The organism is Candidatus Thermodiscus eudorianus (genome assembly GCA_015521085.1).
GTDB lineage: Archaea > Thermoproteota > Thermoprotei_A > Sulfolobales > Acidilobaceae > Thermodiscus > Thermodiscus eudorianus.
Genome location: WAOW01000005.1, coordinates 358,591 through 377,800, shown reverse-complemented (window position 1 = coordinate 377,800; position 19,210 = coordinate 358,591). Strand labels below are relative to the sequence as shown.

The following is a 19,210-nucleotide window of genomic DNA, read 5'->3' as shown; positions in this document are numbered from 1 at the left end:
GAGTCATCGCCTTGGGGAGGCTGATGGATTCGAGGACCCTGGCTATAGCTGGTGTGTTGGCTGTCCTGTTGGTTGCGGTGGGCGTTGCGTTGTACTTCGGCCATCACGGCGGCCAGTGCGGTGGGTTGGAGGTGGCTCATGCCTGCTTCCTCACTAACAAGATCATCATTGACATCGAGGGGGAGTGCAGTAAGCCTGTGACGCTCAAGTTCTACGATGACTCTGGCAATCTAAAGGCCGAGGTGGAGGTCCCCGTTGGTAGGAGGGTCGTTGTCCCGGTTACTCCTAACCTGGCGCCCGGCGAGTACACGGTGGAGTTCTACGTCGACGGCAAGCGTGTTCATGCATCCGAGGCCAGGGTATACCTTGCCCCGTACTTGGTCAACGCTAAGGCCATCGCATGGCCTAACGGAACCATAACCATAGACTACACGAGCAACGCGCCGCCATGCCTCAAGGACTACGGGATAACAACAGTCCTAGTAAGGGTCAACGGGACCCTATACAACGAGACAGGCCTGTGGAGGCCCACGGACACGATAAGGATAGACCTAAACACCACCATAACACCAGACACCATGGTAACGATAACGATGATAGACTCCCTCGGGCAGGTATACAATAACGTCCCCCTGGCAAGGCCAATCTAGGGGGGATCCTGGGATGGAGGAGCCCACAGGAATACCGGGCCACGTGGGAGCCGAGGGACCATCCAGGAGACTCCAAGAAACACTCAAGACACTCGGCATAAGCTTCGAAGCCGAAGGAGAGGTAACCAGGATACACCTGGGAGAAGCCATCATAGAGGTGAAGGATGATCCCGAGCACGGATACATAACACAGGTACAGGTGCCACTACCAGTGCCTGGAGATGACCCCTCGGGGGCGCTGGAGGCTTTCAGGGTGCTCGCAGTCATCCTATCAAGCCTGGAAGGCGAAGTACACTACAGCGTAGAGGAGATAGTCCCAGGATACCCGAGCCTCATCGGCTTCGTCTCCTACCATGACAGAATGAGGCAGGTGGAGGAGCTGCTCCTAGCCCTCTACAGGTACCTGGAGGAGGGAGGGGCCAGCTCCTAATATTGTTATTAAACTCGTGTTTTTCCGGGTTTGATGCTATCCGTCAAACCCAGAACTTATCACAACACGCCGCCAAGCACCAGCCACGAGTAGGCTCGTATGGTGATCGGGTTATGGGTATCCGCCTAGGCCCCCTGCTACTGGCCGCCATGATACTACTGGCCACGATACCAGCAGACCTCGTCCCACTCCTCTACCCCGCGGGAGCCAGCGGGTTAACAGTGACTGGAACCCAGGTGATCGAGAACCAGACGGTACACGTTAGTGGCAGCGTAGTGGTGGAGCCTGGAGGGACCCTCAGGCTACGGAACGCCACTCTAGTAATCAACGAATCCAGCAACTGCCAGTACAGCATTACGGTCAAGGAGGGAGGCACGCTGATACTAGAGGGGGGATCCAAGATCACCACCAACTCCTCGCAGGGCTACCAGATACTAGTCAATGGAACACTAAACGTTACCGACTCGACACTGGAATACCTGGGGGGATGCAACCCCGGCATACTGGCGAGGGGCCCCTCACCCCTCCTATACTTCAAGAACGCACTCATCAAGTACACGGGCTCCAGCATCAATGTAATCCAAGTAAGTGGGGATGAAGACTCGGACCCCACTACACTCGCGAGGCTAGAAGTCCACGGGCTAAGATTCCAAAGCCTAACTGGATACGCCATATACAATCTCTTCTACATAAGCGGCGACACGGTATTCAATATAAACAGGCTAGACACCAGCCACCCCTCAGTCTCTATAAGCAGTTACGACGTAAACGTGAACTATGGAAACAACGCAAGGTCCAACGCCACCACGCTATACATAAGGAACTCCTGGATACACAAACTCTATTACCGCGCAGACAACAAGGCTACAGACCTCGAAATAACCAACCTAACAGTAGAATCATACACCGACATCAATGGCTTCCAATGGAGCGATCACACCAACGCCACGATAACTCGATCCGAGCTAAACGGTACAGTCAAGCTAACATACCTAAACGCCCATATAAGCAGTACGAGATTCGGGAACGGCAGGCTAGAAGTCAGGGACTGCAACCTTACAATGGACAGCGTCAACATAACTAATCCCCAAGCGAGCCTGGGAGACCCCTTCAAGATAACCCAAAGCTTGTATGTGACCAGCACGATAGACATAAACAGGTTGCTGATCGAGGGCGTAGCCAATAGTGGCACCTACCTCCGCAACGGCATATACATATACTCCGAGTCGATACCAAGCAGAACTGCGAGCAGAATAACAATAGCAAACCTGCAAATACAGCCGGCCCCGGGTGAAAAGGTAGTCGGCGTCTACATCGACAAGAATAGTGGAACGCCCATCACGATCAGGGACTCGAAGCTCCCGGGCATAGCCTTCGGCTACTACCGAGACGCCTCTTATAACTCGATGAACCTGTACCTGGACAACGTGACTACTCTGGACAATAAGCCCATAGTCATAATCAGGGACGCGAATGGAGTGACGGTGACCGGCTCCTACGGCCAGGTCCTAATATACAACTCCTCCAATATCGTCGTCGACGGCGTATCATTCACTACCGGAGTGCCAGGACCGATAGCTGTAAGCCACTCGGACTCCATAACCATCAGGGGTGTAACCATTACACGTGACTCCTACCTCTACGGGATAAAGGTATTCGACGCGAGAACCGTATCCATAGAGGATGTAACGGTAAACGGGTCAATAACGTTCCCCAAACTCCTGGGCGTAGAGGTGAATAACGCTACAGTCCATATAAGGGATTCAAGGCTTGAGGGTTCAAGGCTGATCAACATCGACTATGGCGGGAGTGTCACGGTAAACAATTCAACCCTGAGAAGCACGGACCCTGATGTCCTTGTCAAGGCGATAAGCCTGGTGAGGCATTCTAACCTCTGGATAAATGGATCGGTTGTGGAGTCTGAAGCCGTAACGATCTACTCGTGGATCCCTTCTTCAACCGAATCCGCCTGTGATAATGTGACGGTCACTTATTCTCGGCTAGAGAGTTCGCAGAAGGTGATCGATGTAGCCTATCATGGGGAGGTTAGAATCCTCCATTCTAGTATATCTCGTAGGGCTGGCTCCACCTCCACTGATAGCCTGTTACGGTTCTATCCCAGCTGGGGGTCTAGAGATCTAATAATAAGAGGTTCGAATATAACTAATAATGGGGTTGAGGTGGGATCCCTCATATACACGACTGGAAGCTATAACATGCATATCGAGGACAACCGGATAATTGGCCCCGGGAAGATGGGGATCGATATATCCTTCTTCTCCAATTCAAGCGGGGTGGAAGCTGTCATTGCAAGGAACACCTTCGAGGGGCAAACTATATCAATACACATTGCAAACTCCATAGGCGTTCAAGCAGTCAACAACACGATATACTCGCGGCCAGGGTACCCCGGCGGGATACTGATAGATGGCGTCTCGTATAGCTACTTGGACCGTGCCAGGCATGCTATCACTGGTAACACGATAGACGGTAAACCGATAGTCTACGTGTATGATGCAACCACGACGATAACCAGTGCGAGCCAGGTCATTGCGCTAAACGCGAGGGTAACCATTAATGGGTTAACCATGGATTCGAGGCCTGGCCTCATCCAGGCCTATACATCTAAAATCACTATAAATAATTCAGTAATCAATGTGAGAGACTACCTCTCAAGAGCGGACTCCTACGGCTATTACCCTGTGATTAGGGACTGGCTCGACTCCCACATAGAATTCGTCAACTCGCGCATAGAGTCGAACTCGCAGTACGTCACCGTGATATACCTATCAAGCTCAAGCGATAACGAGGACCATTCAACGCTTGTCTTCAACGGGGCCAACATAACTGGCAGTGCATACAGGTTCCTCTACTCGTCGAGAACCAGCTCGCTGCCCAGACTATACATATCAAACTCTATAATAACGATAAATGGCACCAACCCAACGCTAAACAACTTTTATTTGGCGTTTATAGATCAGCTTGAGATCAGAGATACAGAGATAAACACCACTGTATACAACGTCCTGGATATCGATGACGGGAACAGGGTGCTAATGAAGAATGTATCCGTCCACTCGCCACAGCCGGGAACCATAATAACAAACTATGCCTTCGACCTCAGAAGCATCTACTCATTGACGCTCAGCAGGGTAGAATTCATCGACACCAGGGGAATCTACCTGGTGGACACACACGTATTCTACGCCAGAGAAATGAATATATCGACTAGCGACAGAGGCGCTGGAGCATTATTTACAATATGGAGCAGCGACACGGTATTCGACCAGCCAAGAATAACGCACACAAAAGACACAATCTTAGACGTTCGCTCGGGGACAACCAACGTGATCTCACCCATCCTCGACGAGACGACATGGACAAATACTGACCCAGTTAGCGGCTGGGCGGTGTTCCAGGCTAACGGTGGGAACCTTAGGATAGCGGGGCTGAACGCTACAGGTATAGGAGGCGAGCCCCTCCGTATAACCGGAGGGACCCTCACAGTACATGAGTCGGTGGTATCGAGGAACCCGGGGTATGGATTAACGGTTAGAGGCGGGACGGCGAATGTCACGGATAACTACTGGGGCGGCTCCGATGGGCCTAACGTGACGACCCTAGGAGCCGATGCCACGGATCCCGAGGAGATCTACTATTCCTCTGGGATTGGGAGCTTAACGTACTCGCCCTACCTAGGGGCGCCTCCTAGCGACTCTACCCCGCCAGCCATCAACGTGACTGCTCCAAGTGATGGTGTTGACGTCCGCGGCTTGATAGATGTCAACTTCACTTACAGCGACGACTACGGGGTCATGGTGGTTATGGTGTTCTTGAACGATTCAATAGCCGGTGTAGCCTATCCCCCGGCGGGCACGGTTGGTGTTGATACCTCCAAGTTCCCAGACGGATACTATAACTTGAGGGTTGTAGCCCTTGACTGGGCCGGTAATAGGGCGGAGAGGGTTATTGGGATTAATGTGAAGAACTATCATCCCTCTGCCCGTATACTAGAGCCCGAGAATGGTGCTCTTGTAAGTGGCCGAGTCGATGTGCGCGTTTATGTCTACGATGACAACCTCAAGAATTGGACGCTCAAAGTCGACGGCACGAGTATATGGAGTGGCTACACGACAGGCTACTTCACGGTCTCCTGGGACTCCTCACGGGTAGCGGATGGAAGCCATACTCTAACCCTGGAGGCCTGGGACCTGGACGGCAACTATGATTCCGACTCGATAACGCTCACAGTGGACAATACGGCTCCCGCGCTAACGGTTACGGGGCCAGCGAATAACTCGGTGGTCTCTGGGGATCTCAGCCTGGGGTTCACCGCGTCGGAGGTTCACCCGGATAGCTACATGGTCTACTTGAATGGTACCTTGATAGAGCAGGGCGCGTTGTCCTCGGGGACCCACACGATAACCGTGGCGACAACCGACTACGCGGATGGCACCTACAACATCACGATCATAGCGAATGACACCGCCGGGAACAGGGCCAGCGAGTGGAGGATCTACAAGTTCGACAACACGAGGCCAAGCGTATCGATAACAGAGCCAAGCGATGGGGACCAGGTTGCCGGGACCGTTACGATAACTGTTGACGCGAGCGACGCCAACGGGATAGCCTGGGTGGCCATATACATCAACGGGACCCTGGTGTCGAACCAGACGGGCCCAGGACCATACACCTACGACTGGAACACGACCAGGGAACCGCCGGGGAGCTATACCATACAGGCGGTCGCAGCCGATCCTGCGGGAAACACCAAGACAGACTCCGTAAACGTGTTGGTTAATCCAACACCAGTCCCAGAGCCGGGCTACACGCCCCTAGCAGCCCTGCTGGCCATCGCCACCCTATTAGTAGCCTATACACGCAGAAAACGGCCGTAGACCACTACTTTCTTTTTAATCCTAAGCGGGTCTTTGCGGACGCTCTTGTCGAAACTGTAATATTATGGTGTGGTGTACTAGTGGCTGTGGACTGGGGAGAGGGGTAGGCTGTTGGCGATTGATCCGAGGAAGGTGCTGCCGACGAAGATAAACCTGATACGCCTCAGGAGAGAGGAGAAGATGCTTAGGAAGATCCGTGGCGTGATGGAGGAGAAGAGGGAGGTCCTCCTACACTACATCAAGAGCGCGGGGGAGGAGTATAACAAGTATCAGAACGAGGTTTTCAGGGACATATACAAGCTCTTCGCATACTACTATCAGGGCCTCGCGGAGGAGGGGGAGGCTAGGGCCAGGAGTTATACGATGGCCATACCGCCTAGCACCAGGGTCAGGGTCGGCACGAGGGTGCTCTTCGCCGTGAAAACCCCTACCTTCCAGGTGGTGGAGGAGACCATACCGGGTAACCCGTACCCGCTTGACGCGAGCCCGAGGCTGAGGGAGAGTAGGAACATGCTGGCCAGGCTCCTCCCCTCAATCCTAAAGCTAGCCGAGTACGAGGAGATGCTCCGCCGCCTCATAGACGAGCTGAGGGAGACGCAGAGGCTGGTGAACGCCATGGACTACGTGATCCTGCCCAGCTACCAGTCAGCTATAAAGTTCATCAAGAGCGTGCTCGACGAGCGTATGAGGGAGGACTTCGTCAGGCTGAAGATGTTGAAGAGAAAGCTTGAGGAGAGGGAGGCAGAGGCTATGGCCAGATAGCTCCCAGGACTATCAACACGATCGCGGACGCGAGTAGGAACTTGGCGAACTCCCCCGTCTCCATGTATGATATGTTCTTGAGCCCCCTGTAGACCAGCATTCCTCCTATAAACAGGCCCGCTACGACCAGTATGGCGAGGCCCGCCGCCGCCAGGTAATACCCTATGTTCCCAGCGCTGAAGCTGATCGCGTGCCTGAGTGAGTCTATCACCGCTGCGAGGTCGTGTAGAGCCATCTACCACACACCCAACCACTATATAGTGCGCGTGGCTTGTAAAGGCCCGACCAGGACATAATACCAGGAGACATATGGGGGTAACACCGGTAGTGACGATATTACCCTCCCAGGAGGGACCCTTAATGGTATGGAGGGACCCTCTACTAGGGGGCCTGGTGGTGAGTGCTGAAAGCTGAGAGCCCGGTGGGCTAGAGGGTCCCTCCGGGTTGTGATCGGGGCCAGGACATCAGATAAGGCCCCTGGTAGAGGGTCCCTCCCCCTGGGGGGTCCCCATTGAGGGTTACATGGAGTATGCATTCGAGCCTCCAGGCCCGGGCCCGGTCGACCCTGGTGTCGGCTTGGAACGACTATTATGCCAGGGACTATGAGTGGGCTATTAGGAAGGCTTGGATCTCTGCCTCAACTGCCCTACTGGGCCTTGACACCTCGGGTGCGAGCCCCCTGGCCTCAAGGGTTTACGGATCCAGGTGCAGCGTGCTGCTGGATCAGTATCGGGAGGCGCTCCTGTTAGATTCCTATTATGCCCTGGCACGTGACGAGTGGCTGAAGCTAGTCCTCTGGGGCGACACGCATAGTCCTGGCAGGAGGCATGCACTAGCGGCTATAGAGTCGGCCGTGAAACTCCTTGACGCCTCTACCGCCTGTGGGCCGGGGGATTGGAGCCCGAGGGGCTTCTCTAGGCAGGGCGAGTATGATATGGTGCGTGTCGGCTCCCTCCTACTATTGATTGTCGAGGGCGTGGAGGACTCCCCCATCTACGACAGGGTAACGGGCTACCTGGACTACTTCGACCCCTACTACTATAACATAGTGCTCACGGGTGACGAGGCCCTCGCATACCTCCAACTCCCCAACAGCCGCACGCTATACGAGCTGGGAGAGGTCGAGGCCATGGTCGATGCCAGCGGGGTTGCATCCATAATAGCGTCTGCACCGCGAAACGCTGCCGGCTGAAGCTGAAGGAGCCCGCTGCGTGGCCATATGTCAACCACATGAACCAGTATTGACTTGAGTTGTAACGGAGAGTACTTCCTGGTTAACGTTTAATACGGGTTTCGGTATATTCTGTAATAGAGGTGTTTAGGGTGGTTAAGGTTAAGACGAGCATATATATCAATAAGGAGTTATGGGAGAGGTTTAAGAGGTATGCATCTAAAAAGGGTGTGGAGGCTAGCAGGCTCCTCGAAGAGATGATTAGTAATGAGATTATCGAGGATGCATTGGAGGATGCACTATTAGACCTAGCTGGCTCCGAGAACTACGAGATAGATTTTGAGCCAATAAAGGCCCGGGAGGGTACTGTAAGCGATTTAATCCGGGTTATGAGGGATGAACGATCAAATAATTTATCTGGATAGCAGTGCTATAATAAAAAGATATATTGAAGAGCCAGGCAGTGATTTTGTGAGAAAGCTCTACATCAAATCATACTCGGGAGAGGTTAAGCTATCCTATAGTATATGGAATATCGGAGAGGTTCTAGGGGCCTTCGATAAAGCCAGAAGCACCGGTAGAATCGATGATCATGCGTTCAAGATTGTCAAGAACAGGTTCCTACTAGAGGCTAGGAGGATGATAAAACTAGGAGTTGCATTGATTGTGCCATTGAAGATAAAAATTCTAAGAGATAGTTGGAAGCTAATAGAAAAATACCACATCTACGAGGCCGACGCAATACAAATTGCGTCAGCAAAATATGTTGATTCAAGCCTATTCCTAACCGGGGACAAACGGTTACATGAGATAGCTGTAAAAGAAGAAATAAACAGTAAATATTTAAATATAATTTCATAAGTAAAACTACGTGCCAACCTAGCTCGGAAGGACCAGGACAAGCTACGCCATAGACAACACCACTACACACGACGACATCATCAGGCTAGACCTGCCTAGAGCATCGAGGGAAGAGCTAGTAAAGCCCCCAAAGGGAATGGAGTACCGTAGCCATGAGAGCCGTGTTCATAAAGAATTAAACCCCTAAGACCAACAGAGCAGGTAAACGGCACGCTGGGGCCCGGGATGAGCCCCTCTATGGGGGCGGTGAACTACTATCTGGGCGGTCGAGCATGGCCCGGGTAGCTCAGCCTGGTTAGAGCGCCGGACTGTGGATCCGGAGGTCCCGGGTTCAAATCCCGGCCCGGGCCCCATCTCCTAAACATAGAACCACTCTCCACCATCACTAACTCCCCTCTAACAGACTCCCTTCACTAACCCTTGTCAAGATCTTGTCCAGGAACCTGGACAAGACCCCCTGGAAAACTACTCAACACGAATCCTAACCCTAAACAGGCCATCACCAAGACCTTTAGCCTTCCTAGCAGACAACTGGATAAACTTACAACTCCTCTAAACCCTTAACAACACCACGCAACACATACCCTATCCCAACAGAATAGATCACAGTAACCCTCTACAACATCTCTACAACATTACTCCTATTACCTAGTTTACTATTGAACTAGGATCAAATCTAACATATTAAACTTTACTCCATAGAAACTCCGAAATATTAAACAACAACAATAACCAAATAGCCAAAAAGAGGTGAACACAAATGCCCAGGCTCGAAGAAACCCTCTCAAACCTAAAACTAACACTAGAAGCAATAGCAGCAGGACCCATAAACATACAAGAACTAGCAAACAAAACAGGCCTAAACTACAACGCAGCCTCACGATGGGCAGAAGCCCTAGAACGACTAGGATTCATAACAAAAACACTAGAACCAGGACCACCACGACAAGCACTCCTAAAAATAACACAAAAAGGAGAATGCATACTCAAATGCCTAAACCAATAACTGCAACACCACACCCCGAACCCCGTGAATCAATAACTCCTAGCCAATAAGAAGAACAAATCCTCCATCAACCTAACCCAATGGTATCTCAGCAGGATGAGGGATAAAGATTCGGAGGCCTATCGAAGGAAGCTTCGAGCCTAGCTCTATCCAGCCAAAGAGGACTCCTGTCCCTATAGATTTTAATGATGCTAATGCCATGTTCTCCCATAAACTCAGCAAACCTATCATTAAGGCCTATTAAAAGCTCCACTCGGACAATTCTTTTAGCACCATGTAGTACAGCTAAATCTAAAGCTTCATCCAAGTAGGCGTTTCTACCATACTCTTTCTTACTCCAAACCTAGATTACGCCTCCGAGCTCGTTTTCAACCCTGAAGTTCTCAACCATTATAGGAACTTTTCCAAGCTTCCTTGAAATCCAGCAGACACCATTACAAGAATCTACGAGCCCTCAAACCTTAAGCCTTTTTCAGAGCTACCCATACTCTTCTTAACTGCATCATCCCATACTCCAAGTTGCTTTATAACTTCTACAAAATACTATGAAAAAGAGCTCTGCCGTTTAGGCCCTTTAAGGCACCGATAATTACTCTCTGCGTCCTACAGAGCCTCAAATACCCTTCAGAGATAATTGAGGGTCCCTCATCTTCATCATCGGGTTTCTCGAATAGTCTACGGGTTGTTGCGACATTTACAAGTATCAGTGGACTCTCCATTATTACTACAATAATATCCTAGAACCGCTCAAATGCGTGTTATTCGGGTTCTAGGCCTCAAGCCAGAGCCAGAGAATTCTTCCGGTCCTATAGTAGCCCCACCCACGCTTCCGATAATATAAGATAATCGATAGGAGCAACTGCTCTCTCACTGAAAGTATACCTATACCCTCTATAGTCACAGTATACTATTGAACCGATGAATAGATATAAAGGTTAACCGGGAAATTGAAGGATTACAACTTTTATTTTGTAGGATAACGTAAATATCATGGAAGGTAGAGAAGAAAACGTCTTGCAAAATATAATAATTAAATGAGAGTGATTAGAATGGTTCAAATTGGTACGTGTGATACAAAGTTTATTGAGCTGTGCCTAAATAATGGTCACTGCAAGGTGTGCCGATGTGATATAGACTATCGTAAATTTATAAAATATCTAGACATGATAGAGGATCATATAGAAGAAGTTTTAATAAATTTTGAAAATAATAAAAAATTTAAGAACTGGTTCAATAGGCTAGCGCTTCCATACCAATGTCCATTTAGGAAATCAACCTTAGATTTAATAAAAGGGATAAAAGAAAAACTTGAGGAATGCGAAACCGAATGCAATAATGGAGATCTTAGTAAAATATTAAAGAAAAATTGTCCAGAGGCCGTCTACTGTAATGAAGATGAAATCGCAAAACTCTACATGATAAAAGGAGCAACTTTTAAGAATCCGGACTACATAATTATTTCAGCAAAAGGCCTCACACTAATAATAGAAGAAAAAGAGAATCCAGGCTCGAGATCGCCTGTAAAATTCCAAGATCAATTAATATCATCGTACACTAACTTGCCAAAAGAACTTAAAAAATCATGTACCTTCATAGTACTTATAGCCACAAGAAGATCTGCTCTGCCTAAAGGCTTAGAAAGGGATAAGTCTACTGGTTTCCTTACAAAGGTAGGGAGTAGAGGTCTATTTCCGGTTCCAGTGATCTATATACCAGCTGGTATTAGAAAATATATGACAAGTAGCTAGGAATAAAGTTTTTCTTTAATCTTTTTTACAGCATTTTCAACTAGTCTATTGAACTGCCTCTCATCCGCGAATGGTTCTAACATTATTTTAATTATTTTTAAAATATTACCATAAGCTTGACTTAAAGTTCCATCCCTAGCCACGACTATATAGCTACCCTGTGAAGTTTCTACGCCAGAGTTCCTATATTCTTTTTCAAAAGCTTCCATAATGGTTTTAATGTTCCGTTTAGCTATAAAGGCACCGACGACCTTGTTAAAGTTATAAATCGATCCAAGTTTCTTCACTATATCAGACTCAACTTCATAATACTCTGATCTCCTCCTTAGGGTATCTACTCTATATTTCGCGTATCTCCTAATTAATGCGATGTGGCTTTGAAACGCTTGGCCAGTCGGCCCTCCATGTGCAGCAATTAACATAGATCCATAGCCGTACTTAATCGAATCATCTACTCCCATTATTGTAGTAAACTTAACACTACCAATTTCGTTAAGGATATATTCAGACAAATCAGCTAGCCGAGTCGCTATATATTTATCCTGCTTAATATGCTCTCTCAGCAAGTCGAAAAATTCCGTCTCTTCGTCACCGTCTAACTTATAAAGATATAGTTCAATATCGCCATAATTTCTCTTTTCAAACCCTGAAATCCTTATAGTTAAAGATCCGGCCAGATTTTCATCCAAAGCCTTAACGGCAAGATAAATCTTTAATTGCGAATTTCTAGCTATTAAATTTTTATTACGATCGGAATAAGCTTGAGATATCTTATTAGCTAATTCTACTAGTTTTGAGAACTCTGTCGTTTCTAGATCCCACAGCTCGGTGTAAGGAGCTACAAGGGGAGAAGGGCCATAAATAGCTCGAGGATATGCTGAGAACACTGCTCTTATGAAGAAAATATCATTAATAAATTTCATATCCTCCATTTGTTTTATGATTCTTGCTGCCATCTTTATTTTTTCTCTATATTGCTCTGAAGGCCAGCCACCAATGCTAGTAAGTAACCGCAATCAGCTTCACCAGTGTTCATTTACCACAGTACTACAGTAATACTATTATATGTCTTGTACCTAAAAGAACGGGCGTCCAAGTCTTACCTAACACCAGATAATAGAGATGTTATCGGCTAAAGGTAGGCTCTTGTGCTAGTAGGTCTTCTAGCTCCGCCTTGTATATTTCTAGGCGATCTAGTGCTTTTCTTTTACACTCGTTGCACTCAGCCAATACTCTCGCTAGGTCTCTTTCGAGCTTTACTAGTACCTTAGAGAATTATCTTCTAGGAGCTCTTTAGTTATAATCCATAAAATGTGCGGTGAAGCTTGTGGGGGTGTTCTGCGCTTTGACTTAGGGTTTCCCTCAAGTATAGTATATCTCCTATTAATAAAGACGTCTTAGTTGGTGTGTCCTTGTTTGTGCATTAGTTCGCCTATTAGTATTCCTGTCCCGGCTGCCCCCCTGATCGTGTTGTGCCCTAGTATTATCATTTTTATCGTGTTGTTCTCCTGGTCTATCTTGATCCTCCCGGCTGTGACTGTCATGCCGTCTCCGGCGTTCCTGTCTAGTCTTGGTTGTGGCCTGTTTTCTTCGTGTTTGACTATTACTGGTTTCTGTGGGGCTGTGGGTAGCTTTAGGTTTTTGATCTTGTTGCCCCTGTATTCTTCCAGCGTCGCCGCGACTTCTTGGGGGGTTTGGGGTGTTTCCTCGACTTCTATGAATACTGCTTCTAGGTGGCCGTCTAGTACGGGGACTCTTGTTGTGATGGCTGTCACCGTCATGTCTGCTTGTGTTATCTCGTTGTTTCTTAGGCGGCCTAGTATCTTGCGCGTCTCTCGGGCTAGTTTCTCCTCCTCGCCTGGTATGTGTGGTATTATGTTGTCGGTTATCATGGTGGCTGGGACGCCTCGGAGGCCTGCGCCGCTGACTGCCTGCATGGTGGCTACCATCACCCTCTTTATCCTGTATTTGTCGTGGACGGGCTTTAGGGCGAGGGTTAGTATTGCGGTGGAGCAGTTGGGGACCTTGGCTATCCACCCCCTCCACCCGCGCCTGGCCTGCTTCTCGACTAGCACTGCGTGGTCCGCGTTGACCTCGGGGTTCAACAGTGGTATGTCCCTTTCCATCCTGTAGGGGCTGGCGTTCGACACGATCCTAGCCCCCAGCCTAGCCAACTCAGCCTCGACAGCGGCGGCCACGCTTGAGGATAGGGCGGAGAACACCAGGTCGAAGCCCTCTCGCGCCACATCTTCCACCCTGAGCTTTCTGAGACGCATCTCCCACACGTCCTCTCTCGGCTCCTCGTCGATCACCCACTCGACGACGTCACCATACCTGTAGCCGGCCTTCTCTGGCGATGCGTATAGGGCTTCGAGTTCAAACCATGGATGGCGCGATAGCCTGGCCACGAACCTCTGACCCACTATGCCCGTCGCGCCTAGAACCGCTACCCGGAGCTTCTCCACCATGCTAATACACCCCTACTAGGCCGTGGAGCGCGTTCACTAGAGCCGTCTCTAGGCTTCTGTCCACCTTGAAGGCCAGCGACTGGTTCCCGGGGGAGAGGATCATCTCGTGGAACTCCAGTCCAGCATTCCTGACCGCGGCGACTGCTCCCGAGACAAGCTCGGGAGAGGCGAGTCCAGAGCCTATGAGGGAGACGTGGGCCACGCCGTCTACCCTCCTTGAGGCGACTAGCTTGACCCTCGGGGGCTTAACCTCGGGGACCCCGGCTATCCGGGTCCACCTGGTCCAGGCCCCGATCCTAACCTCGACGGGCCTGATAGTGTTTATGGGCTCGAAGGTCCTCGGGTGCAGTTTCTTCACACCATAACTCGCGGCGACCGCGGCCTCCCTGTAACCGAGGGCCTCCACGCGGCGTGGCTTTGGGACGATGGCGGGGTCCGCGCTGTATATGCCGTCCACGTCTGTGACTAGGTGCACGTGCCTGGCGTCGGAGAGTGCCGCCAGGGCTGTGGCCGTATAGTCGGAGCCTCCCCTACCCAAGACCACCACTCCCTCCTCACCCATAGCCACGAACCCGTCTACTACCACGGCCTGGTACTCCCCTAGCCTCCCCGCGATAGCGCTGAGCCTGGCCGAGGTCTCCCGGTAGTCTATCCTGGAGTTCAACGGATCTCCCCAAGCCCTCACGAGTTCAGGCGCTGGGATTTCCACGGCCTTAACTCCCAGGCTCTGGAGGCTTTGGACCAGGGTCATGCGGCTCGCGGCCTCGCCTATCGAGAGGAGCCTAGCCTTCACCCAGGGATCTACAATGCCGCCTCCAACTTTTTCAAGGGGCTCCAGCACCTTGCTTATCATCGATTCGAGGCTTGCCCCTCCAACCCCTCCCGCTATGGATAGGACCCTGTGTATCGCCTCCTCTTTGGCCTCCATGGAGCCCTTGAGGGCCTCTAGTATCAGGTCTGTCACGCCGCTCGCGGCCGAGACCACTGTGATTACCCTAATGCCCCTCGATAGATAGTGTCTCTGCAGCGACTCGGCTGCTCGTAGATAGTCTCTGGCGGACTCTAGTATCGAGCCCCCTATCTTCACGACCACCCAGGCCATCGCTATCACCAGCTACTGCAACGCTGAGAGAACCGTTGCCACAGTGGTGGACCTTGCACAGTCTCCAGTGTCTCTTGTCGACAATGATTCGCTTCGTTATTACGATGGTAATCAAAACCATACACGATTAGCCTCCTTGGTAGATGCTGACTATCCAGGCAACAGCAACCAGTTGTGGGAGAGGTTAGAAGTGTCAGCCCCAGAGCCACGCTATAGAGAGAGCCATGGCCTATACAGTTTAACGGAGTAAACCCTATGTAGCCCGGAGGAGAGAGGAGTCCGCGGACAGCTACCTCGTTTGGAGCAACTGCCTCACCTAAGCCATCCAAGACAACACTATACATTATAAGGATTCGGAAGAGACGCTATATATAACCACATATTACAATTTATGATGAAATGAATGGGGATGCTTAATTGAGGATATTTAACAATATTTATTATTTTATTTTAATATTCGAAGTGCCGCTGGTAAAGGCTGAAAAGAATAGAGAAATCTTATAGCTGGTGTCATACTACTGCTAATCGTGGGGTAAGTGGGAGAGGTGGGATTTGTGGAGATAGTTGTTATTGACAAGAAGGGTAGGATTGTTATCCCTAGTCGAGTTAGGAAGAAGCTTAACCTGAAGAACGGGGATAGACTACTTGTCTTAAATATTAGAGATGACGCTCTAGTTCTTAAAAAGATTGACGTTGAAAAGGTGCTACGAGAACTCGCCGAAGAGGTCGCAAAGGCCGGGCTAGACCTAGAGAAGATTTCTAGCGAGGTCGAGGAAGAGGCTAACAGAATTGCAAAAGAGAAGATTTCTTCTAGATACTAACGTCTTTATAGCAGCCTTTAAATCAGGCTATACCGAGACGACACGCCTTATCCACAAACTTCTCAGTGACCCCAGCATAGAGGTTGTTATTAATAGTGTTCTTCTCGAAGAGTACAGGTCTTGGCTGGATAAACTCTCAAGCAAGCTTCCACATATAAGAGAGCAAGCAGGAAATCCTTTATTCACTAATCGTAGGTAAAGCGGTTCTAGTCGAACCAGATCATAATCATATAGATATATGTAAACCTTTTATTCCAGAAAAGAAATACGCTGATCTATACCATGCTGCAACCTGTCTAAAAGCAAATGCTATACTCATAACAAACGATAATGACTTTAACAGAATAGCTGAAACTGGAATTATAAAGGTGTGGAGTATAACAAAGGCTATAAGAGAACTTCTTAAATAAAAATAAAGAAAACCTATCACAACTCACCAACGTTTCCTTCTACGATGATTTTAATTTTTAGGAAGGCTTCGACATCTACCTATGCCTAACCGTTGTCCCAAAGCCCTAGGTGGAAAGCGTGATGTCATGATGGAGCTAGTATGGATACACGGGCTCTCGGTACTTGTCCGAGTAGTCTTGGCAGGTTCCTCTTGGGTACCAGGTATGTCCAGGGCGCTATTCTTCGCCCGCCGAGTTCTTTGATGAGGCCTCCGACATGGTATGTCTTACCCTTGACTGTCACTCTCTTGCCCTCTAGTAGAACTCGTAGCTTCTCCCTTCCCCGCTTATCCCTTGGAGGCTCTACCTTGACTATAACTGGCTTGTCTAGGCTCAGTATTCCCTGCGCGTAGAGTATTCCCTTGTAGAGTACTGCCTCCCATACATAGGGTCCCTCGTCCTCAACGGCTCGCGGGACCTTGGAGGTCGTCCTGGACTCTCTGAAGCCCCGTAGTAATATCTCTGGCTTTAGCGCAACCCTGTTCTTCACCATATAGATATGCATGGCGGCGGCCAGCCTGTAGTCGAGTAGGCGTCTGGAGGCGATGTAGAGGGCCAGGTATACTCTCTCACGCTCGCCGAGCTCCTCCGCCCACTCCGGTAACTCAATGCAAATCACACACTCACAAGTGGGCTCGTCGATGCAAAGAGTCCAATCTCTGAGGGCAGGTATGAGGGCACCGAGATCGACTTTCACTTGAATCACCTTTCTTTATTTGTTAAATATCTTTTGATGAAGGCATCTATTCTTCTCTTAGCAACCTCATATCTCGAAGGCTCTACTTCGCCAACAATGCATTCGAGAAGACCGAATAGTCTCTGGGGTTTGACTTCAGCACTCATAGCTTTAATAATTGGAGCCAGGTGCTCGATAGAGGAGCCAAGAGCCTTAGCGACTAGCGTAGCATGGCCCTCAAGCACCCTCAATTCTCCAACTACCACAGTGTGCTCCAATAGGACTCTCGGAATGAAGAAGTCGTGTATAGGGTAGACAATTTCCACGGGCTTGCCAGCGTCTACATAGAAGCCACCGGACTCCGATCTTCCTATACTAAGCCCGAGAGCTAGCATCCTCTCCTCAATCCTATCGTCGAATACTACCATGGGCTCGTCGATATACACATCAATATCCTTGGTTTCCTCTAGATACCCCGATGGGAGCCAGCCCTGGAGGATTAACGCATAGGTGCCAATAATTACCGGCTTATAGCCTAAACGCTCAAGCTCCCGGTATATGCTCCTGATAACACCCTCCAGGCCATACACTCTTTCACCCCTATATACTGTTTTCTGCCGGTTGCATATAACAGCTGTGTTAGCTGGACGGTTATGGCTGGTACCATGCTTTCCTGATGGTGCCCCTGCATACCTTTAACCCTAGCTCTTCAAGGCTTTTGATTAGGTTTAGGGTCTTCTCTAGTGGTGGCTCTTGTAGCTTGTTGCCCCAGTTGTCGTATCCTATGTATACTCCCCGGGGCTCTATCCTGGCTATCCACCTGGTTAGGGTTTCCTGGTCGAAGTCTAGTATTGGCTCGACCACCACTAGCTTCTCCCTCCACTCTAGCCCCGCCATGGCCCTGTATCTCTCGCTGGGCGGTGGGGCCTTTGAGAGGCTCCTGGCGAGTTCGTCCCTGTTGGTTTCTATTGTTGCGCCGAGCACCACGTTGCCGGGCATGGAGTCTAGGAACTCATGGTACCTGGAGGGGTTCTTGGTTAATAGGAGGAACCGGGTGCCCTTGTTCTTCCTGATCGTGTTTAGTACGAGGGCTATCCAATCCCTGGGCACCCAGTCTCCGAAGAGGTCTCCCATGTCGCTCACGAACACGTAGGAGCCGGGCTTGAACCTCCGCCTCAGCTCGTACCTGTGTAGCTTCGGCTTGAATCCCACATCCCTATACTTCCTGGTGTCCTTGAGCCGTGTTTCAACGAGCCTACGGGCGTAGCAGTAGGTGCAGTCGTGTAGGCACCCGGTGACTGGGTTCCACGTGAGGGTTATCTTGCAGACGTCGTCCATGCTATCCGCCGCCAGCAGCCTTCTCCCTCGTGTGGTGTATATGCCCTGGGAGCTAGAGGGTCCCTCCACCCCTGCCGGCTAGCTCTAGTATCTCTTCGACGGTATTATCGTCTGCACGCCACAATCCACGGGTCCTCAGAGTCTTGACCCCCAGAGGCCTGTAGACTTCTAGGTCGTAATCACTGTCTCCCACGAAGACGATCTCGCACCTCCTAAAGCCGGCCTCCAGGAGCATCTCCAGGTGGGGCTTGCCCTTCCCAATCCCCCTGTCGGGGTCGTGGCAGAGTATATAGTCGAAGAGCCCCTTAACCCAGTCTAGGCCCTCTATGACCCTGCACTCGTTGTTAGTCGAGAGCGCTACCCTCAGGCCGGAGCGCTTCAACAGTTTAATCCTCTCGACGACCCTCCCGGCGGGCTTCACATCTCTCAGAGACTTGATCTTGGATTCCTCGAAGCGGGCGGCGATTCCTTCTATCATCTCCCCCGGCACACCCATCGCCTGTAGCTGGTCTCGGAAGCTACGGCCAGCCGTGGCCAAGTACACCTCCCTGACATAGTCTTCGTCAAAGCCTCTAACAATGTTGGAGACTATCTGGGAGGCTAGCCCTGCGTACACCTCCATGGTGTCGATGATGGTGCCATCTAGGTCAAACATTACAAGCCTCAGCCTACACCCAGACTCCACTAGAGGGACCCTCTCTGCAACCGTCATAGGAAACCCTCTAGCAGCCCCGTTATAAGAGATGGGGGGAGGGTCCCTCTAGGGGCCACCCCCGAAGGCCGGATAGGACGGATAAGGGAGATCCCGAAGCCCGGAATATGGAGAACGG

The 19,210-nt window shown here is 50.3% G+C and carries 18 protein-coding genes and 1 tRNA gene; 11 read left to right on the top strand and 8 right to left on the bottom strand.

Annotation, left to right across the window (positions count from 1 at the left end; translation table 11 throughout):
• The first annotated feature begins 23 nt into the window (after positions 1-23).
• From F7C38_05150 to F7C38_05135, 4 genes are all read left to right on the top strand, one after another.
• Complete coding sequence (locus F7C38_05150; GenBank protein ID MCE4600934.1) at positions 24-650, top strand: hypothetical protein; 627 nt, start codon at positions 24-26, stop codon at positions 648-650.
• 13 nt (positions 651-663) lie between these two features.
• Positions 664-1,080, top strand: coding sequence for a hypothetical protein (locus F7C38_05145; protein MCE4600933.1), 417 nt, complete (start codon positions 664-666; stop codon positions 1,078-1,080).
• A 113-nt stretch (positions 1,081-1,193) separates the two neighbouring features.
• Positions 1,194-5,978, top strand: coding sequence for an Ig-like domain-containing protein (locus F7C38_05140; GenBank protein ID MCE4600932.1), 4,785 nt, complete (start codon positions 1,194-1,196; stop codon positions 5,976-5,978).
• A gap of 111 nt (positions 5,979-6,089) precedes the next feature.
• Complete coding sequence (locus tag F7C38_05135; protein ID MCE4600931.1) at positions 6,090-6,740, top strand: V-type ATP synthase subunit D; 651 nt, start codon at positions 6,090-6,092, stop codon at positions 6,738-6,740.
• On the opposite strand, the gene F7C38_05130 is transcribed toward F7C38_05135, so the two are convergent.
• Positions 6,727-6,975, bottom strand: a complete 249-nt coding sequence (locus F7C38_05130; protein MCE4600930.1) for a hypothetical protein — start codon at positions 6,973-6,975, stop codon at positions 6,727-6,729. The two genes, F7C38_05135 and F7C38_05130, sit on opposite strands and share 14 nt — an antisense overlap.
• Before the next feature lie 276 nt (positions 6,976-7,251).
• On the opposite strand from F7C38_05130, the gene F7C38_05125 reads away from it, so the two are divergent.
• From F7C38_05125 to F7C38_05100, 6 genes are all read left to right on the top strand, one after another.
• Positions 7,252-7,932, top strand: coding sequence for a hypothetical protein (locus F7C38_05125; protein MCE4600929.1), 681 nt, complete (start codon positions 7,252-7,254; stop codon positions 7,930-7,932).
• A gap of 131 nt (positions 7,933-8,063) precedes the next feature.
• Complete coding sequence (locus F7C38_05120; GenBank protein ID MCE4600928.1) at positions 8,064-8,336, top strand: ribbon-helix-helix domain-containing protein; 273 nt, start codon at positions 8,064-8,066, stop codon at positions 8,334-8,336.
• Positions 8,337-8,382: 46 nt separating this feature from the next.
• Positions 8,383-8,772, top strand: a complete 390-nt coding sequence (locus F7C38_05115) for a type II toxin-antitoxin system VapC family toxin (protein MCE4600927.1) — start codon at positions 8,383-8,385, stop codon at positions 8,770-8,772.
• Between the two features lie 275 nt (positions 8,773-9,047).
• Positions 9,048-9,125 (top strand) — tRNA-His (locus F7C38_05110).
• Positions 9,126-9,532: 407 nt separating this feature from the next.
• The gene (locus tag F7C38_05105) at positions 9,533-9,778 is read left to right on the top strand and encodes a MarR family transcriptional regulator (protein MCE4600926.1); all 246 of its coding nucleotides are present in this window, start codon (positions 9,533-9,535) and stop codon (positions 9,776-9,778) included.
• Positions 9,779-10,827: 1,049 nt separating this feature from the next.
• On the top strand, positions 10,828-11,526 hold the full coding sequence (locus F7C38_05100; protein ID MCE4600925.1) for a hypothetical protein: 699 nt from the start codon (positions 10,828-10,830) through the stop codon (positions 11,524-11,526).
• On the opposite strand, the gene F7C38_05095 is transcribed toward F7C38_05100, so the two are convergent.
• The 3 genes from F7C38_05095 to F7C38_05085 all read right to left on the bottom strand — a co-directional run bounded on the left by F7C38_05095 (position 11,523) and on the right by F7C38_05085 (position 15,096).
• Positions 11,523-12,542, bottom strand: coding sequence for a hypothetical protein (locus F7C38_05095; GenBank protein ID MCE4600924.1), 1,020 nt, complete (start codon positions 12,540-12,542; stop codon positions 11,523-11,525). The genes F7C38_05100 and F7C38_05095 overlap by 4 nt on opposite strands.
• Positions 12,543-12,923: 381 nt before the next feature.
• Positions 12,924-13,994 (bottom strand): aspartate-semialdehyde dehydrogenase, encoded by a 1,071-nt coding sequence (gene asd, locus F7C38_05090; GenBank protein ID MCE4600923.1) that lies wholly within the window; start codon positions 13,992-13,994, stop codon positions 12,924-12,926.
• Between the two features lies 1 nt (position 13,995).
• Positions 13,996-15,096, bottom strand: coding sequence for a hypothetical protein (locus F7C38_05085; GenBank protein MCE4600922.1), 1,101 nt, complete (start codon positions 15,094-15,096; stop codon positions 13,996-13,998).
• Positions 15,097-15,650: 554 nt separating this feature from the next.
• Here F7C38_05085 and F7C38_05080 point away from each other — a divergent pair.
• The gene (locus F7C38_05080) at positions 15,651-15,917 is read left to right on the top strand and encodes an AbrB/MazE/SpoVT family DNA-binding domain-containing protein (protein MCE4600921.1); all 267 of its coding nucleotides are present in this window, start codon (positions 15,651-15,653) and stop codon (positions 15,915-15,917) included.
• Between the two features lie 534 nt (positions 15,918-16,451).
• On the opposite strand, the gene F7C38_05075 is transcribed toward F7C38_05080, so the two are convergent.
• From F7C38_05075 to F7C38_05060, 4 genes are all read right to left on the bottom strand, one after another.
• A complete protein-coding gene (locus tag F7C38_05075; protein MCE4600920.1) occupies positions 16,452-16,985 on the bottom strand; it encodes a hypothetical protein in 534 nt (177 codons plus the stop codon).
• A gap of 83 nt (positions 16,986-17,068) precedes the next feature.
• On the bottom strand, positions 17,069-17,632 hold the full coding sequence (locus tag F7C38_05070; GenBank protein MCE4600919.1) for a hypothetical protein: 564 nt from the start codon (positions 17,630-17,632) through the stop codon (positions 17,069-17,071).
• 61 nt (positions 17,633-17,693) lie between these two features.
• The gene (locus F7C38_05065) at positions 17,694-18,380 is read right to left on the bottom strand and encodes a phage Gp37/Gp68 family protein (protein ID MCE4600918.1); all 687 of its coding nucleotides are present in this window, start codon (positions 18,378-18,380) and stop codon (positions 17,694-17,696) included.
• Between the two features lie 52 nt (positions 18,381-18,432).
• On the bottom strand, positions 18,433-19,092 hold the full coding sequence (locus tag F7C38_05060; protein MCE4600917.1) for an HAD family hydrolase: 660 nt from the start codon (positions 19,090-19,092) through the stop codon (positions 18,433-18,435).
• Positions 19,093-19,210: the final 118 nt, after the last annotated feature.

Bases quoted from the DNA above. Each gene is read 5' to 3' on its own strand.
- F7C38_05150 (MCE4600934.1), top strand. From the start codon at position 24: ATGGATTCGAGGACCCTGGCTATAGCTGGTGTGTTGGCTGTCCTGTTG.
- F7C38_05145 (MCE4600933.1), top strand. From the start codon at position 664: ATGGAGGAGCCCACAGGAATACCGGGCCACGTGGGAGCCGAGGGACCA.
- F7C38_05140 (MCE4600932.1), top strand. From the start codon at position 1,194: ATGGGTATCCGCCTAGGCCCCCTGCTACTGGCCGCCATGATACTACTG.
- F7C38_05130 (MCE4600930.1), bottom strand. From the start codon at position 6,975: ATGGCTCTACACGACCTCGCAGCGGTGATAGACTCACTCAGGCACGCG.
- F7C38_05105 (MCE4600926.1), top strand. From the start codon at position 9,533: ATGCCCAGGCTCGAAGAAACCCTCTCAAACCTAAAACTAACACTAGAA.
- F7C38_05100 (MCE4600925.1), top strand. From the start codon at position 10,828: ATGGTTCAAATTGGTACGTGTGATACAAAGTTTATTGAGCTGTGCCTA.
- asd (MCE4600923.1), bottom strand. From the start codon at position 13,994: ATGGTGGAGAAGCTCCGGGTAGCGGTTCTAGGCGCGACGGGCATAGTG.
- F7C38_05085 (MCE4600922.1), bottom strand. From the start codon at position 15,096: ATGGCCTGGGTGGTCGTGAAGATAGGGGGCTCGATACTAGAGTCCGCC.
- F7C38_05065 (MCE4600918.1), bottom strand. From the start codon at position 18,380: ATGGACGACGTCTGCAAGATAACCCTCACGTGGAACCCAGTCACCGGG.
- F7C38_05060 (MCE4600917.1), bottom strand. From the start codon at position 19,092: ATGACGGTTGCAGAGAGGGTCCCTCTAGTGGAGTCTGGGTGTAGGCTG.